The following is a 16,270-nucleotide window of genomic DNA, read 5'->3' as shown; positions in this document are numbered from 1 at the left end:
GAACGGAATACAGCGCGAGTTCCCCGTCCACCGTATGCAGAGTACTTTACACGACGGGTATCACGTTTGGTCTCCGTCGAAGACTGTTTGTGTTCCCTCTTCTAAGAACTCACAAAGCAGTTCCTGTAACGCCTTTCGGAGATGCTGATGCATCGTTGGTGGTGCGACATCCATCGCTTCCGCTATTTCTTCACCCGTACTTCCCCGCGGCCAGTCGAAATAGCCGCCGTAGTACGCCAACCGGAGCGTAGTCAGTTGTTTTTCGGTCAGTTGGTCGAGTATTCGGTCTCTCTGCTCCGAGACAGTCCGGACAGATCGGTCTACTTCTCGCCTCGCGACGAGTTCGGTATTCTGGTATATCTGTCCGAGGTTATTCAGAATCTCTCTTACATCTGCGTCTCGAGGGACATCGAGGAGACACGTTGTAACGCTATCTTCGACCGAAATATCACGGATAGTTACACCGAGGTTTGAAAGCGCTCTGACGCCCGATTTAACGAGTCGAAGTTCGGCGATGCAGTGCTCGTCGCCGTCGTGAACGATGCGATATTCCTGAACAGAGTTGTGCTGTTCAGCTTCTTTCCGAACGGTATCACCGCCGATGCCGTCGATAAGCACGTACTGATAAGTGTTACCCCTCGCAGTTGTTCCTGCCCACTTCAGCGAACACGTACAGTCGTATTTCTCCGAAAGGTGGAACGAGATGGAGTCTCCGCCGTCGATCCGAATCTCGAGTTCGACGACGGCGTCGGAAAAGAGCAGGCGACGGTTTTTCACCGCATTAATTGAAAATCCGATCGATTCGCCGAGTAATCGAAAGCTATCGCGCTCCCTTGATCCAAATGCAGTTGACCGGGTCGCAAAGACGGTGAGAACACCATAGACGAGGTCATCGTGGGCGATTGGAACAACCATCGCGGAATTGATATTCGAGTCAATCTTCACCCCCTCGAGTGGAACGGGTGGCTGGTCGACGCGATCATCGTCGCTGAACGATTGGATCTCTCCCGTTTCGATCGCTTGCTGGTATCTCAGGTCCTGCTCAATTACCTTCGTCAACTCTGCATCGGGGCCACCACTCCCGACTCGATAGAACACGTTGGAGTCCCCGCCAACTTCTCCCACGAGTGCACAACTGTAGAGTTCCGATTCGACGAGTCGATCGCACACGTTTTCCTCGATCGCCGGACGGGTGGGGGATTCGACGACCGTTTTGATTACTTCTTTGACGACCGCATTGATCTCGTTGGTACGTTCGAGTCGTTTGTGTCGCGATCGGAGCCGTTGTTCTTTCTCCCTCCAGTCCGTAATATCCCTGGCAAGCCAAACGACGGCGCGTTTTCCATGTATCTGTTCGTCTAAGAGAATAACACGGGCTTCGAACGTTCGAAGCCCCTTTGCCGTCTGGGTCTGGTATTCGATCGATTGGACGGATCCGCTTTCAATAGTTCGAGTAATACAATCCTGCAGGCTGGTCGCTACCGGTGCAGAAAAGACATCATCAAGCTTGAGTCCGAGTAGATCCTCCGCAGGGAAGTCGTATAATTTCGAGGAGTTGACGCTGATCTGTGCATCGAGATACGTCCCGTTTTCGTCAATAACGAAGGCCTCTTCCGGTAACGCACGCCCGAACAATTCCTCGTAGCTTTCGTCTGTTTGATCCAGAGAGACTTTAGACTGAGAGTGATCCGGAGAGGCTTCAGATTGAGAAGCTGAGTCGACGGTATGCTCGAGCTCAGTGACGACCCGATCGACGACGCCTGATGTGGATTCACTGGAGAGATAATCGGACGCTCCCGACCGAAAGGATACAGTTGCGAGGCGTTCGCTTCCGTTTTCTGGGGCGACGAGTACCTTCGATGACGTACTTAACGTCCGGATTTGATCGAGGACGGATTCAACGGTCGTTGGGTCCTCGAGTCCGAGAACGATTCCAGTTACACCGTTGCTCTCGAGCGTTGGTAGGGTCTCCTCTGGGGCGATAACTTGCCGCAAATTCACGCGGTCGTCTTCGTGAAGGGCTGTTTGCAGGCGATGGCGTTCCGATGCGGAAATCAGGATGACATCGTTGTTGGGGGTATTGTCACTCATGGAAATGTGGTGTTCTTCGAGAGGAGATGAGTGAAGAGTACTGTCTGACCAGCCATTCTATCAATCAATTATATTTATAAAACAAAAAGGTAGTGATATAATTCTCACATCTGCTGCGGGCGGTAGTTACAATTACGTGCTCTTGACGAGCATACTATCGTTGGACGAGTGAATACGCGCGTATCTCACAGAGTCGACTGCGATTCGGGATCCGGGGACGTGACTTCGATTGACTCGGAAAATATGATATTGTTGGGGCACCCCGATCCCCAACTGAGACGTCACGGCGTGTCTAAATCTCTCCTTGATCCTTCAAATCCTCGATGACGTCGTCGACGAACGCGTCGACGGTCTCATAGGGAAAGTCTCCGCCGGAAAGTTTCGTGTTCAGTTCCATTGCGGTCATCGAGAAGTCGCCCGACTCGAATTTCGTTCCAGGGCCGTTTGGAAGTGCTGGGACGAGGTCCATTGGACTCGAAATCGGGTAATCTGCGCCTTCGAACGCCTCGGTCATCTGGTCTCGGAGTTCAGCTTCATCTGCCATTGCAGTCGCTAGTTACGTTTGATAAATAATAAACCTGTTTATGCATATTATAGATGTATAGACAATACTAGGGCTTCCGTGAGGTCCACCTATTTTCATTCCAACCGGTGTCAGATAATACCCTCCTCATACGAGAGATATCCATTGGCTTGTCAACTGCAGTCTCTCACGGGTCTCGTCCTGCGGTCAGTAGCCCCCAAAACTATAATGACCTCTCACTACAACGTGTTGGTCATGGCGAAAGATACCGTCAGATATCCGGACGACGTCGTCGACGAGATAGATGCACTCGTCGCAGACGGTATGTTCGAGAGCAAATCCGAATTCTATCGGTTCTCTGCGGAGTATGTGCTGACGCTCATCGACCCTGACCACGAGGTTGAAACCTTCAACTTCGACGAAATCAAATCCGAACTGGAGATAACGGACACCGGTCACACCGCTATTGCGAATCCGGACGGCGGAACGTTCTTTCTCGAGTCGGTGATCACGGTTCGAAAACAGGGTCTCAGGGGTAATTTCGAGGCAGCGGAGCAATTCATCGATACCCACTACGACCAAACTGATCAGGAATGTATCATTCTCGAGGAACTGTTAGGTACCTACCGACTGCAGTCGGACTCGAGCTAATCGGAGATTCCACGGGTATCGAGACGGGCGCAGACAGGAAGTCGTTCCTCGAATAGCGCGCCATTCAGTGAACCGCAGCTATTCATTCGAACGGCGGTCCAAGAACCGACAGATCGACGTTGTCTTCGACGAGCGTTGCGGCCCGGTCGTACGGCGTTTCGGGCGTCGATCGTTGGTCGGCTGCATTCTGGGACGCCTGAATGGCGTTCTCGAACTCCGAACAACCCGCTTGGGCTGCGACAGATTCGAGAAAGCCCGCTCGAACGTTGGTGTTGTCGAAGAGACCGTGGAGATACGTTCCGAGAACGTTTTCGCGGGCAGCACTCGAGTCGCCCAACGGATGTCCGACGGGCTTGAGCATCGTCGTTTTACCGACGTGGATCTCGTAACCCGATGCAGTACCGGTAACTCCGGCGAGTAGCGGCGATTCGCTCCCACGAACCGAAACGTTGGTCTGCTCGAGCACCTTTTCGCCCTCGAAGGACGTCTCGACCGGGAGCAATCCGATCCCCTCGACGAAATCCGCATCTCCGGTTCCTTCGAGTGAAGCGTTCGTAATCCGCTCGCCAAGTAGTTGATACCCTCCACAGATGCCGACTATCGGACCGGAAAACGCGGCAATCTTCTCGTGAAAGTTGGCTCGACGAAGCGTGAGGAGATCATCGACAGTGTTCTTGGTCCCGGGCACGACGAGAGCGTCTGTAGATTCGGGGATTGTCGCTTCCCGTTCGACTGGGACGTATTCGACCGCTACGCCGGAATGGGCGGCGAGCGCCTCCAGATCCGTTGCATTTGAAATGTGTGGTAGGCGGGGAACGGCGATCGTCAGGTATTGTTCAGACGAGTGATCGTCGGCGACACCGATGGTTTCTCGTTCGTCCGTTGCCGGTAGTGCCACGCTGTCTTCTTCCGGAAGCCCCGGATCGTCGTACGGAATTACGCCGAGTATCGGAACGTTCGTCCGATCTTCGATTTCCCTGATTCCCGACTCGAGAAGCGAGCGATCGCCGCGGAATTTGGTGATGATCGCACCGACGACCCGTTCGCGAAGCGATTCGGGCAGTAACTCGAGCGTTCCGTAGAGACTAGCGAACGCGCCGCCGCGCTCGATATCGACGAGCAGTAGAATGTCCGCATCGGTAAAGCGTGCAGTTTCGACGTTAGCAAGATCACGATCGTGCAAATTGATTTCTGCGATGCTCCCCGCACCCTCGGCGATAATAACGTCGTATTCGGCCGCAAGTCGGCGGTAGGATTCTTCCGATGCCTCTCGTACGAACTCCCAGTGGTTCTCGTAGTAATCGCCTGCAGAGAGGTGTGTGAGTGCGTCTCCGTGAACCACGAGTTGACTTTCGCCGTTCCCGCGCGGTTTCAACAGTACCGGATTCATATCGGTCGTCGGCGTCCTCTCAGCGGCTTGTGCCTGGACATACTGGGAGACGCCGATTTCTCCCCAGTGAGTCGAATCACTCTCTCGAGTCGGTTCGGTGGCTGTTTGCCCGTCCGAATACGAACCGTCGGAACCCGACGGCCGAACAACGACACGAGCGTTGTTACTCATGTTTTGGCCTTTGAACGGCGCGACGGATACGCCGCGATTTGCGAGATTGCGGCACAATCCCGCTGCCACTGTCGATTTCCCGACGTGGCTAGCGGTCCCGGCGACGAGAATCGTTCGTGTCATCCGCGTACGCCGACTCCGTACTGTGGCGGTATCGTCCTATCGGTTTCTCGAGCCCGATCGACGGTGACCAGGCCTGTTCGTCAGCGGTCTCTGAGCCGATTCGTCAGTGTTCTCTAGAGCCGATTCGTCAGCGGTCTCTGGGATCGATTCGGTAACATCCCGTGACCTATTGCCAGTACCTTCCAATCCGCTCGCTCGAACTTCCCGATCGAAAACCGCTACTCAGGTAGACGCTATTTTGATTCTGTCACGTCATCGTCACCGTCTCCTTCATTGTCGTCGAAGGCGACACGCTCGCCGGGGTGTGGCTCGATGTGACTGAGTATCTCGTGTGGAATATATCCGATGTTGTACCCTTCTTCGTTGTGCAGTACGATCCCCTGTTCGTACTCCCGAAAGTCATAACAGTTGATTTCCTCGTACGTATTTCCCGGTTTGTAGATAACCCGCATACCAGATTATTGGAACTATATCTTATTCTGATCTATACCTGCAAATACAAGCACTACCCGTCTCGTTCTCGCAAAACGATCAAAACTCGGTTCCGCGTCTGGCACGCTGGTTTTCGTCGATCGGGTGTTTCTCTTTTCGAACGTTCGTGATGAGGTCGGCCTCGTCGACCAAATACTCGGGGTGTGTGTGACTTCCCGAAAGGACTAATTCGAGATCTTCGGGCTTGGCGTCGATCAGGTCGCGAACGTCTTTTTTCTCGATCAATTCGCGATCTGCGGCGTAAAGGATCTCGTCGAGAATAAGCATGTGAACGCCATCGCTGGGTTTCCCTGATAGCGAGAACGGTGTCGAGAGATCGGCCGTCTGGGCCGCCTCGAGGAGCTCCTTGGTTCGTTCGAGCCCTGCCTGTGCCTCTGCTTTGTGGTCCGTTTCGTCACTTCCGTCTTCCATCCCGTGCCAGCCGTAGTGGCCGAGATTTTCGTAGGAAATACCCGGTAGGGCCGCGATGGCGTTGTACTCGCCCCGTACGGCATCGACGCTCGAGGCACCACCTTTCATAAACTGAAGCACGTGGACGCGGTACCCGTGTCCTGCCGCACGCATTCCCATGCCGAGCGTTGCCGTCGTCTTGCCTTTGCCGTCACCCCACCAGACCTGCACGAGCCCGAACTCGTCCGGTGCGGCTGGTTCGATTTCGTCGGCTTCGGGGGAAAGCCCCTTACCGGGCGTGTTCTCGAGTGTCTCCTCGGGGGTTCGATCCGTGGTCATCGTTCGGCTGAGTTTGTAACTGAACGTAGTTATACTATCGCTTCGTGACCGATCGCGTTCAGTACGCTGTTTCGCTCGAGTAAGACGGTATACGAATCTCGGTCCGGCTACCAAATACGTCATTAGGCTCCGCTCCAAACGGAGAGTAATGCCAGTCGAGTTTCCGCCGGTCGAGGACGACGCCGATCTCGAGCGTGTCGTCACCGTTCTGGACGATGCCGCTTGCCGGAAGATAATCTCGACGCTCGACGAACCGATGACGGCCAGCGAAATTGCAACGAAAACGGAGTTACCGCTCTCGACGACGTACAAGAAACTGGACAGACTGGCGGAAGCGTCACTCGTTCGCGAAACGGTTGGTATCCACCAGGGCCGACATCGAAAATCCAGATATATCGCCGATTTCAGCGAAATCGCGATCGGTCTCGACGACGAACAGGATCTCCACCTTTCGATCGAACGATCGGACTCGCGACACACGGAAATCTGGTCCGAAATGTCCCCTAATTTTAGGAAGGAGAGCCGGTAGCTACCGGCTTTGTTTATCGTTCCAGCCGATGGGAGACAGTGTCAATTATCAGACGACAAATAGATAGTACACCGTAGTACCAATTATCTAGCTATATAATATATTTGCGCTAATGTATTTATAATGGTATATGTGCCAATTTGAGAAAAACTCCCCCTGAATAACTCACGGGTTCTTGTTCGTCGGTTGGTTAGTCTCGACATCTGGGTATTGATCCTCTACTAATATCACAATATTGCTATCCATCAGTTCAGTCACCTACTACGGATTACTGGAGTACTTACGACTCGGCTATATAATTGAACTTCTCTATCTAAATCTGCTAATATCTTCACAAGTTGTGGTTTATGCTCTCAAATATGTCCAATTGGCTCTCTAGAGTAGATGTTTGAAATATTGTGTTCACATAGCTGGTGGGATAATATAGCTAAACGACAGATCACGCTTTCATTCAACCGATCGAGTCAGCGGAACCGCTCATGTAATATTGCTCATATTGTACAATACAAATGGTGTACAAAAGATTCTATTTGGTGATTCTAATTCCTCATAACTACCCTCTTCGTCCCTCATGAAAATATAAGAAATAGTATGTTTCGTATTAAATGTATTATCTTATATGTTGCGGACGTCGACTAACCCAACGTCGTTGACGAGGACATCGATTTCACCAGTGTCGCCTCGAGTACGTCGACGATCCGCCTTCGAACGAACTGACGGGACAGCTACGATCGCCGATTATTTCGGAAGTTTATCCGCATCTTGCAACCCTTCCACGATATCGTCTGCGAGCGATTCGGGCGTTTCGTACGGGAATCGATCCTCCGTGTCGTCGGTGCCCTGGGCGGCGTTTCGAAGGTCCATCACCGACATCGAGAAATCGCCGGATTCGAACGTCGTTGCGGGTCCGTTCGGTAGCGCAGGTAAGAGTTCCATCGGGTTCGAGACGGGATAGTTGGCATCCTCGAACGCGTCAACCAACTGCTCTCGGATGTCTTCGGTGTCTGGTTTTGTCATCGTTCGTCTTCGCGTATCACCGCATCTCTTATAATAATTGTGTACTACGAGATGTTCTGACTCGTTTCATACGGATGTTGTAAGTCATTTCCGGAGCAACCGCGAGCTGTCCTACGGTTGCTCCGGTAAACCGTTACAGCAGACCGTATCAGTCGTCACCCGAAAGCGTCGCGGTTGCCGTCCCGGTGAGCAACGTTTTGCCGGTTTCGGTGGTGGCCTCGAGTACCGTCTCGACCACGTCCTTGTTTCGATCGATTTCGGTGACCGTTCCGCCTGCAGTGACGGTTTCACCCGGGAACAACTGCGACTGGAACCGGACGCCGAACGACTCGAGCGCACTGATCCCGAACCAGTCGGTGACGACTCGCGAGGAGATTCCGGCCGCGAACATTCCCTGTCCGAAGACCGTCTCGTTCCCGGCCGCTCGAGCGTACGGTTCGTCGTAGTGGATCGGATTGAAATCCCCGCTGGCACCGGCGTAGCGGACGAAATCCTGCCGTTCGATGTCCTCGACGGCGACCGTCGGGACATCCTCGCCCACCTCGAGTTCTGCTACCGATTCGATTTCCGGTCTCGTTACTGTGTCGTCTCCCTCGCGCGTCCGCACGCGTTCACCACTACTATTGGAGGTTGCGAGGGTCTCGCCGCGAGGATACTCGTTTGACGAGTCGGACGAGTCGTCGGTTTCCGCGCTTGTCTCTGCTGTCCTATCGGTCTCCGTATCCACTGCACCGTCGGATTCGATAACCGTCGCTCGTTCGGTGAGTACGAGCTCGCCGTGCTGATCCCGATACGCCGTTTCGAGAATTGCGAAGGTCATCGTTCCTGCCCGGTCACCGTCTCGCTCGTAGAGATTCGTCAGCGTCGTCGTTCCCGTGAGGATGTCGCCGACGAAAGCAGGCCGTTCGTACTCGTAGACGTGTTCGCCGTGAAGAATGTATTCGGGACGAAATCCGAGGTCAAATCCGTGACCCTCGACGCCATCGGGCGCGTACCGCGGGAAGTTCCCGACTCGAGTGTACGTCGGCGGCGCGGGAATCCTCTCGTGTCCGTTCTGCGTTGCGGCTTTCGTCGACCGGAAGACGGGGTTCGGATCCGTGACCGCTCGAGCGAACTCCGCGACTTTGCCGGCTTCTATCTGAAACCCTTCGACGGTGACCCGCGAGTCACCGACCAACTCCTCGAGTTCCGAAAGCGCTTTAGTTGGCATGTGTACACCCGAACTCTGTCGCTTGTGATGTCCGCCCGTCTCCCATCGTCGTCAAACCCGGTTCGTCGGCCGGTCGTGATCCCTTCATTTCTACCACTGTTTCGCGACGAGACAGATAATACTACGTGTGCTAATCTCGACTCGGTCCTCTCCTATCGATCTGCTCCGATATACTCCTGGCTCGAGCCCCACGGCGGAGTTTACGCATTTTTCACCCCGGTTTCCAGAAATAGAGTGATACACAACTACTATCACGCTCCCCAGAGTAGTGTCCTGTGAACCCATGAAATCCGCAGTTATCGTCGACGCCGTTCGAACCCCCTTCGGGAAACGGGACGGCTCGTTCAGTGAGATGCATCCGCAGGATTTGGCGGCGAAACCACTCGAGGCGCTCGAGGAACGCAACGATTTTTCGCCGGAAACCGTCGAGGACGTCATCTACGGTTGTGTCACGCCCGTCGACGAGCAGGGATTCAATATCGGTCGGGTCGCGCCGATGGTCGCCGGATGGGGCGATATCGTCCCCGGCGTCCAGCTCAACCGGATGTGTGGCTCCGGTCAGCAGGCGGCCAACTTCGCCGCGGCGAACGTCATGGCCGGCCAGCACGACGTGCTCGTCGCTGGCGGCGTCGAGCACATGACTCGCGTGCCGATGGGATCGGACGGGAGCGGCGTCTCCGAAACCTACTTCGAGTACTTCGACGAACTGACGACTCAGGGCGAGGGCGCAGAGCGCATCGCCGAGGAGTACGGCCTGACACGGCGCGAGGTCGACGAACTCGCGGTTGACTCCCAACAGCGATGGGCGAGCGCCTGGGAGAACGGGTACTACGACGACCAGATCGTTCCCGTCGAAGTCGAACTCGAGGGCGAGGTAAGCGGCTCGGACGCCCGTCGGAGCGAAGAGACGATTCCCAAGACTGCCGTCGTCGAGCAGGACGAACACCCGCGTCCGGACACCGACCTCGAGACCCTCTCGACCCTTCCGCTTTCCTTCCGCGAGGACGGAAACGGCGTCCACCATCCCGGAAACTCCTCCGGGATCGTCGACGGCTCCTCGGCGTTGCTGATCGCGAGCGAGGAGGCCGCGGCGGCACACGGCTGGGAGCCGATGGCTCGAATCGTCCAGACCGAAGTCGTCGGCGTCGATCCGGTGACGATGCTCACGGGTCCGATTCCCGCGACCGAGGAAGTCCTCGAGAGCGCCGACATGGATCTCGCTGATATCGACCTGTTCGAGGTCAACGAGGCGTTCGCATCCGTCGTCGCCGCCTGGCTCGAGGAGACCGGCGTTTCCTGGGAGGACGTCAACGTCAACGGCGGTGCGATCGCCCACGGACATCCGCTCGGTGCGACGGGTGCGATGTTGCTGACCAAACTGGTCCACGAACTCGAGCGCACGGGGAAAGACACCGCGCTGTCGACGATGTGTATCGGATTCGGACAGGGCGTCGCAACGATCATCGAGCGGGTGTAGCTCGGCGACGATCACCGACGATCTACCGCGGAGACGAAAAACGGCTTCTCCTGTTTCTTGAATTCAGTCCTCAAGCGCGTCGATACGACGGTCTTCGTCGAAACGCAGGACGTTCTCGAGTTCGTTCTCGTCGATGTCCTCGAACGCGTGACGGGCGATCGATCGGCGGTGGACCTCGTCGGCACCGTCGACGATCCGGAACGAGCGAACGTGTTCGTAGAAGTACGCCAGCGGCAGATCCTTGCCGATACCGTTTCCGCCACAACATTGGAGCGCGAGGTCGATACTGTCGTTCGTTACGTTCGCCGTGAACATCTTGGCCATCGAAACCTCGATGCGCGCGTCGCTCCGGTCGAGCTCCCGCGCGGCGTGTCGGACCATCGTTCGGGCCGCGTGCAGTCGCGTTTCCGCGTCGGCGATCCGATGCCGAAGCGCCTGTTTGTCCTCGAGAGCTGTTCCGAACGCTTCGCGCTCGCTGAGATAGGCTTTCGCGATCTCGAGGGATCGTTGTGCCATTCCGGAGTAGCGCATGCAGTGGGTGAGCCGTCCCCCGCCCAGTCGCATCTGTGCGATCTGGAACCCGTTGTTCTCCTTCCCAATCGTATTCTCGACGGGGACTCGGACGTTTTCGTATTTGATCTCGGCGTGGCCGCCCTCCCGTTCGGTGATGCCGTGGCCCCCGAGGTGGGGCACGTTACGGACGATGTTGACGCCGTCCGCGTCCGCGGGAACGAGGATGATGGACGTTCCTTCGTAGGGATGGGCGTCCAGATCGGTTCGTGCCATCACCAAGAAAAAGTCGGCCTCGAGGCCGTCGGAGGTCCACCACTTGTGCCCGTTGACGACCCACTCATCTCCGTCACGGATCGCGGTCGTCTGAAGCATCTTCGGATCCGATCCGCCACCTTGCATCGGCTCGGTCATCGAGAACGCCGAGGAAATGTCGCCCTCTACGAGCGGTCGGAGCCACTCCTCTTTTTGCTCTTCCGTACCGACCATCTCGAGCGTGTGCATGTTTCCCTCCTGGGGCGCGTTCGCCCTGATCGCGTGTGCGCCAATGAGCGAGCGCCCGACCTGTTCGAACGACGGAAGCATATCCTGAAAGTCCAGGCCCTGGCCGCCGTACTCTTCGGGAACCTGCGGCGCGAACAGGTCTCGGTCCTTCGCTTGCTCCCAGAGCTCCTCGAGTTCGTCCGTCGTAATCGTCTCACCGGTCGCGAGCGCTTCTCGTTCACGCGGAAGGACAACCTCCTCCATGAACGACTCTACTCGGCCCGCGACCGCTTTCGCCTTGTCGGAGTCGTGGTACTCCATGTGCCCGTATTGTTCTCAGCTATTGTAAATCTATATCATATCTAAATTGACCACTGGTTAGGCAATCTGGAACAATATTGGGTGTCGTAAAATCCAAACGCGTTACTTTAGACCCTTTGTTCTTCGATACATGAGAGTATAGCGACTATGATTGTCTTCTCTGTTGAAGGGATACGTTTTCTGATCACCAGCCCTGAACACCGACTCGAGACCGAGTGGGAACTCGCCGAATTTCACGGTCAACTGCGTGTGCGGTTGTGAATGCGATCGAAGTCGGCGGACAGTTTGCATCCGATCCGACTAACTGAACGAACGCTCGTAGTCGGACGGATTCGGTATCCTCACCAGTCTCTCTCGAAATTACAACCATATAGATGTAACGGCAATGGTCGGCGAACGAAACGTTGGATTCAATTGGCACATTTTACGCTCCTAAATGAATAACCGTGCAATTCGACCATATGTAATGGAATGAGGTTTATATCGGATGATCATATCAATATCGATGTGGTGGGTCCATATCTATCGATGATTCGGACTAAAGAGGCCGAACTAATTTATTTGGCTCGGAATATCGTTCTATGTAATAATTTAGTATTTAAATGTGGTCTACTGTCATGCTATTCTTCACATGGAGAATGGTACCTTCGAACACCATCTATCGGTGACATCCCTGGAGACGCTTTCGACCCTGCTGGTCCAGCGTTCGTATACAGATGCGGGCTATCTCGGCGGTCCGTTTTCGATACCGATATCGACCATCATCGTCTATAATCGATAATTTTATTATGTGTGTGTGATATTCTCGTTCTATGTTCGGTAGTAATGCTTGGGAAGATGACGATCACATCTCTGAGGAATCTGTCGATCCTGAGAGCAAGACGATCGAAGATATAGATCTTATCAAAAAACGGTTTCGACCGACGGCGAAGTTCATCGCCGCGTTTACGATCGGGGCGTTCTTTTTCCTCTTTCCGATGGAATGGGACGGTCAAACGACGATCCCACTCGATGTGGTCGTCACCATTATTCAGGACGCGGCGCTCTACCCCGTCGAGGTGTTTACCTTCCTGTTGATCGCGGCCGGTGGCCTCTTTACAACCATCTCGATGGCTCACTATCAGGGTATTATCTCCCTGGACCAGGCGACCGTCGATCGACTCGAGTTGGACTACTGGAAGACTTCTAACCTCTTCTGGGCGCTCCGAGTATTCGGTATCGTCGTTGCGATTCCGATTCTCTTCCGATTCGGTCCGGAGTGGCTTCTCAGCGATGCTACCTCGGGTGTCGTCTGGGGGGCATTGTTGCTGACGATCGCTCTCGTTATTCCGATCGGTGCAATTTTCGTCAACCTGCTCGCCGAACTCGGCGGTCTTCAGTTCGTCGGCACGCTCGCACAGCCGATCATGAAACCGGCGTTTAACCTCCCCGGGCGAGCGGCCTTAGACGGCTCAGCATCCTGGCTGGGTTCGTTCAGTATCGGGTACTACTTGACGCGAAACGTCTTCGACCGCGGGGGATACAACAAGCGAGAAGTGTTCGTCATCTGTAGTTGCTTTGCGACAGCAAACCTCGGTACCGTCGGTGCCATCGCCGCCGTGTTGGGGATTCTCCACGTGTTCCCCGTCGTCGTTGCGCTTTACTTGCTCAGCGTGCTGATCACCGCCGCAATTCTCGTGCGCGTTCCGCCGCTATCGACGATTCCGGACGAGTTCATCGCCGAACCGGATCCGGAACCGGTGTTCACGGGTAGCGTCCCGGATTACTTCCGCTTCGCGTTCAACGAAGCGGTCAAAACGGCCGAACAAGGATCATCTATCACGCGGGCCGCTGTCGTCGGGCTCATCGACGGAATGAAACTCACCGCGATGATGCTCGGAACGATTCTCTCCATCGGGATGGGTGTCGTTCTGCTCAACGAGTACACGGCTTTCTTCGAACTCATCGCGATCCCGCTAATCCCGGTGATGACCGCGTTTGGTATTCCTGACCCGCAACTGGCCGCTTCGGCGATCATTATCGGCGGCGCGGAGATGTTCATCGCGGCGACGCTCGTCGTCGGTGCCGAAACAATCACGCAGGTGTTCATCGTGATCGTCGTCAGCTCGCAGGCGATCTTCTTCGCCGCGTCGGCGCCGATGATGGTCGATATGTTCGACGACATTCCGATCCGGTTCCGCGATCTGTTCGTCCTGTTCGTCCAGCGAACGATCGTCCTCATTCCCGTCGCCGCCGCCCTGACTCACGGCGCGGCCGCACTCGGAATGCTCTGAGGACCGATTCGTCTTCACCCTGTTTTTTCGGTTTCGACGCTTCGATCGATCCCGCCGGAACGCCGTTTGGCCGAATCGGAGGGAAAGATGTTATACAGCGGAGAACGTTTGTCTGATAATGGCTAACGATACGAAGAAAATACACGCAGTTCAGCGAACGCTCGAGATCATCGAGACGATTAGCGATCTCGAGCCGGCCGGCGTGTCGGAAATTGCCCGTAACGTCTCGGTTTCGAAGAGCACGGTACATACGCATCTGGTGACGCTCGCCGAGGAGGGCTATCTCATTCGCGACGGGGACGAGTATCGGTTGAGCTGTAAGTTTTTGAGCATCGGTTCGTCCATTCAGGAACGATTCAGACTCTACCGTATGGCCAAACAGCACGTCGACGAACTCGCCCACGAAACGGGAGAGTCGTCGAACCTCGTTATCGAGGAGGACGGTATGGGAACGTGTCTGTACGCGACGAACCCCAAGGATTCGCCCGATGTTTACATGTCTGCCGGTGAGAAAAACTATATCCACGCAACCGCGACTGGCAAGGCAATCCTCGCCCATAGACCGAAATCGGAAGTCGAAACGATCATCGATCGTCACGGGCTCCCAAAGCTGACCGAACAGACGATAACGTCGCGCGAGGAGCTCTTTTCGGAACTCGAGGATATTCGCGACCGCGGCCTCTCTTTCGACCGCCAGGAGACGATCAACGGACTCTTCTGTATTTCAGCTCCGATCGTTGTCGACGAGCATGCGATCGGATCGATTAGCGTTTCTGGTCCCGTTAGCCGATTTGCGACCGATCCTCGGAAGGGGGAGTTGTGCGAAGCGGTCGAAGAAGTTGCGAACGTCATCGAACTTCAGTTCGTCTTTTCGTAAGGAACTCGAGTATCGGCCCAACCTCCCGTTTCCCAGAGCCGAACACCTTGGTCATACTATCGGACAGTCTCGCTCTCACGTGGTCGGCGGTGTCGACTCGTCGACGACGATCGAATTACCCTGGACTCACAACGCTACAACTGTAATGGCTAATACGGGCCTGAACCCCTTCTTTCAACCGAGTCGTTCAGTCTCGTCCCCGTTCTGCCGCTAATTTAGTAGTCTCTCCCTCTCTTCTTTTGTGTTCTATTATCGATACGCTGTCTTCCTCTGTCGAACACATCGGTATTGATCCACCGCTGACCCGGTTTACCAGCCCGTTCCCATCTCGATCGGTCGGGGAACGGTCCAGTAACCGAAGCGCGTGTGATTCACCGAAGAGCGTATAGTCCTCTACACGAGAGATGATATCACGCATGGTTAGAAAGGAGTTTGAACTCCCTGACGTCGGCGAAGGTGTCGCCGAGGGTGAACTCGTGACGTGGCTTGTCGAACCCGGCGATCAGGTCCGAGAGGATCAACCCATCGCCGAAGTGGAGACGGATAAGGCGCTGGTAGAAATCCCCTCCTCGTACGACGGTGTCATTGCGGAGCAACGGGCAGAGGAAGGCGAGATAATCGAGGTCGACGAAGTGTTCGTCGTGTTCGATGTCGATGATTCGTCCCTCGCCGACGACGCAGAAGGGTCGGCGGAGGCGGCCTCGTCCGCCGGCGACGGGACGTCGTCTGAACCGACCAACGAAGCCGGAGCGGCCGCGGTCACCGACGCTGGTGGCAATTCCGATTCGTCGGTTCCCGATGGACGCGTGTTCGCTCCGCCGAGCGTCCGGGCCCTCGCTCGAGAACTAGGGGTCGAACTGTCCGCGGTGCAGCGACAGGCGGGTGCAACGGACAGACGTCTCGCCGAATCTGACGTGTACGCCGTCGCGGATGGACACGCGGAGACGGAAGAGACGATTTCTCAGCCCGGTTCTGTGTCTCAACCTGGTTCGGATATGACAGAGGCCGAGCCGGTCAAGCAGGATGACCCAGCCGAGCAGGAATCGGACTCGTCTACCCCCCACCGCGTAACCGGTGAGTCCGCTTCGGTTCCAACCGAGCGAGTCGAGGCCGCCGGTCGAGATCGAACGCTGGCGATGCCGGCGACCCGTCAACTCGCCCGCGAGGAGGGCGTTTCTCTCGACGACGTACCGGCGAGCGAACGGCGCGACGGTGAGCCGTTCGTTACCCCCGACGATGTACAGCAATACGTACAGCGAGAGACGTCGCCATCGACCGAGACGAGCCGGACCGAGCCAACACCCGACGAACCCGATCGGGATCGCCCCGGCGATCGGATCCCCTACAGCGGGGTAAGAAAAACCATCGGCGAGCAGATGGCGACCTCGAAGTACACCGCGCCA

At 55.7% G+C, this 16,270-nt stretch carries 14 protein-coding genes; 6 read left to right on the top strand and 8 right to left on the bottom strand.

All coding sequences use genetic code 11. The features are described 5' to 3' along the window. Nucleotides 1-60 precede the first annotated feature (60 nt). Together QNM96_RS18840 and QNM96_RS18835 are read right to left on the bottom strand one after the other, a co-directional pair. A complete protein-coding gene (locus tag QNM96_RS18840) occupies nt 61-2,091 on the bottom strand; it encodes a bacterio-opsin activator domain-containing protein (RefSeq protein WP_283838301.1) in 2,031 nt (676 codons plus the stop codon). Between the two features lie 292 nt (nt 2,092-2,383). Then, entirely contained in the window at nt 2,384-2,635 is a 252-nt protein-coding gene (locus QNM96_RS18835; protein ID WP_283838300.1) for an MTH865 family protein, read from the bottom strand. 234 nt (nt 2,636-2,869) lie between these two features. On the opposite strand from QNM96_RS18835, the gene QNM96_RS18830 reads away from it, so the two are divergent. Continuing rightward, a complete protein-coding gene (locus tag QNM96_RS18830) occupies nt 2,870-3,265 on the top strand; it encodes a CopG family transcriptional regulator (RefSeq protein ID WP_283838299.1) in 396 nt (131 codons plus the stop codon). An 82-nt stretch (nt 3,266-3,347) separates the two neighbouring features. On the opposite strand, the gene QNM96_RS18825 is transcribed toward QNM96_RS18830, so the two are convergent. The 3 genes from QNM96_RS18825 to QNM96_RS18815 form a co-directional block, all read right to left on the bottom strand. Beyond that, the gene (locus tag QNM96_RS18825; protein WP_283838298.1) at nt 3,348-4,949 is read right to left on the bottom strand and encodes a cobyric acid synthase; all 1,602 of its coding nucleotides are present in this window, start codon (nt 4,947-4,949) and stop codon (nt 3,348-3,350) included. Between the two features lie 233 nt (nt 4,950-5,182). Continuing rightward, a complete protein-coding gene (locus QNM96_RS18820; protein WP_283838297.1) occupies nt 5,183-5,401 on the bottom strand; it encodes a hypothetical protein in 219 nt (72 codons plus the stop codon). Between the two features lie 79 nt (nt 5,402-5,480). Further along, a complete protein-coding gene (locus QNM96_RS18815) occupies nt 5,481-6,170 on the bottom strand; it encodes a cob(I)yrinic acid a,c-diamide adenosyltransferase (protein ID WP_283838296.1) in 690 nt (229 codons plus the stop codon). A gap of 148 nt (nt 6,171-6,318) precedes the next feature. Here QNM96_RS18815 and QNM96_RS18810 point away from each other — a divergent pair, with 148 nt between their 5' ends. Continuing rightward, nucleotides 6,319-6,699 carry a helix-turn-helix domain-containing protein gene (locus QNM96_RS18810; RefSeq protein ID WP_283838295.1) on the top strand — a complete coding sequence of 127 codons (381 nt, stop codon included), beginning with the start codon at nt 6,319-6,321 and terminating at the stop codon, nt 6,697-6,699. Between the two features lie 738 nt (nt 6,700-7,437). On the opposite strand, the gene QNM96_RS18805 is transcribed toward QNM96_RS18810, so the two are convergent. Then, nucleotides 7,438-7,716: an MTH865 family protein gene (locus tag QNM96_RS18805; protein WP_283838294.1), complete on the bottom strand. Its 279-nt coding sequence runs from the start codon at nt 7,714-7,716 to the stop codon at nt 7,438-7,440. A 148-nt stretch (nt 7,717-7,864) separates the two neighbouring features. Beyond that, nucleotides 7,865-8,926 (bottom strand): MaoC family dehydratase N-terminal domain-containing protein, encoded by a 1,062-nt coding sequence (locus QNM96_RS18800; protein ID WP_283838293.1) that lies wholly within the window; start codon nt 8,924-8,926, stop codon nt 7,865-7,867. Between the two features lie 283 nt (nt 8,927-9,209). Here QNM96_RS18800 and QNM96_RS18795 point away from each other — a divergent pair, with 283 nt between their 5' ends. Then, complete coding sequence (locus QNM96_RS18795; RefSeq protein ID WP_283838291.1) at nt 9,210-10,403, top strand: thiolase family protein; 1,194 nt, start codon at nt 9,210-9,212, stop codon at nt 10,401-10,403. A 63-nt stretch (nt 10,404-10,466) separates the two neighbouring features. Here the strand turns inward: QNM96_RS18795 and QNM96_RS18790 are convergent, their stop codons facing one another. Continuing rightward, nucleotides 10,467-11,717, bottom strand: coding sequence for an acyl-CoA dehydrogenase family protein (locus QNM96_RS18790; RefSeq protein WP_283838289.1), 1,251 nt, complete (start codon nt 11,715-11,717; stop codon nt 10,467-10,469). An 812-nt stretch (nt 11,718-12,529) separates the two neighbouring features. Here QNM96_RS18790 and QNM96_RS18785 point away from each other — a divergent pair. The 3 genes from QNM96_RS18785 to QNM96_RS18775 all read left to right on the top strand — a co-directional run. After that, a complete protein-coding gene (locus QNM96_RS18785) occupies nt 12,530-13,990 on the top strand; it encodes a nucleoside recognition domain-containing protein (protein WP_283838288.1) in 1,461 nt (486 codons plus the stop codon). Between the two features lie 118 nt (nt 13,991-14,108). Beyond that, the gene (locus tag QNM96_RS18780) at nt 14,109-14,867 is read left to right on the top strand and encodes an IclR family transcriptional regulator (RefSeq protein ID WP_283838286.1); all 759 of its coding nucleotides are present in this window, start codon (nt 14,109-14,111) and stop codon (nt 14,865-14,867) included. A gap of 416 nt (nt 14,868-15,283) precedes the next feature. Beyond that, the coding region (locus QNM96_RS18775; RefSeq protein ID WP_283838284.1) for a biotin/lipoyl-containing protein at nt 15,284-16,270 on the top strand (987 nt) is incomplete at its 3' end.

This window comes from Halostagnicola sp. A-GB9-2, assembly GCF_030068615.1.
Taxonomy (GTDB): Archaea; Halobacteriota; Halobacteria; order Halobacteriales; family Natrialbaceae; genus Halostagnicola.
Note: the sequence above shows the minus strand (reverse complement) of the source record. Positions and strands in the feature narration are given on the sequence as shown.

Coding starts and splice junctions, on each gene's coding strand:
- QNM96_RS18840 (WP_283838301.1), bottom strand. CDS start 2,091: ATGAGTGACAATACCCCCAACAACGATGTCATCCTGATTTCCGCATCG.
- QNM96_RS18835 (WP_283838300.1), bottom strand. CDS start 2,635: ATGGCAGATGAAGCTGAACTCCGAGACCAGATGACCGAGGCGTTCGAA.
- QNM96_RS18830 (WP_283838299.1), top strand. CDS start 2,870: ATGGCGAAAGATACCGTCAGATATCCGGACGACGTCGTCGACGAGATA.
- QNM96_RS18825 (WP_283838298.1), bottom strand. CDS start 4,949: ATGACACGAACGATTCTCGTCGCCGGGACCGCTAGCCACGTCGGGAAA.
- QNM96_RS18820 (WP_283838297.1), bottom strand. CDS start 5,401: ATGCGGGTTATCTACAAACCGGGAAATACGTACGAGGAAATCAACTGT.
- QNM96_RS18815 (WP_283838296.1), bottom strand. CDS start 6,170: ATGACCACGGATCGAACCCCCGAGGAGACACTCGAGAACACGCCCGGT.
- QNM96_RS18810 (WP_283838295.1), top strand. CDS start 6,319: ATGCCAGTCGAGTTTCCGCCGGTCGAGGACGACGCCGATCTCGAGCGT.
- QNM96_RS18805 (WP_283838294.1), bottom strand. CDS start 7,716: ATGACAAAACCAGACACCGAAGACATCCGAGAGCAGTTGGTTGACGCG.
- QNM96_RS18800 (WP_283838293.1), bottom strand. CDS start 8,926: ATGCCAACTAAAGCGCTTTCGGAACTCGAGGAGTTGGTCGGTGACTCG.
- QNM96_RS18795 (WP_283838291.1), top strand. CDS start 9,210: ATGAAATCCGCAGTTATCGTCGACGCCGTTCGAACCCCCTTCGGGAAA.
- QNM96_RS18790 (WP_283838289.1), bottom strand. CDS start 11,717: ATGGAGTACCACGACTCCGACAAGGCGAAAGCGGTCGCGGGCCGAGTA.
- QNM96_RS18785 (WP_283838288.1), top strand. CDS start 12,530: ATGTTCGGTAGTAATGCTTGGGAAGATGACGATCACATCTCTGAGGAA.
- QNM96_RS18780 (WP_283838286.1), top strand. CDS start 14,109: ATGGCTAACGATACGAAGAAAATACACGCAGTTCAGCGAACGCTCGAG.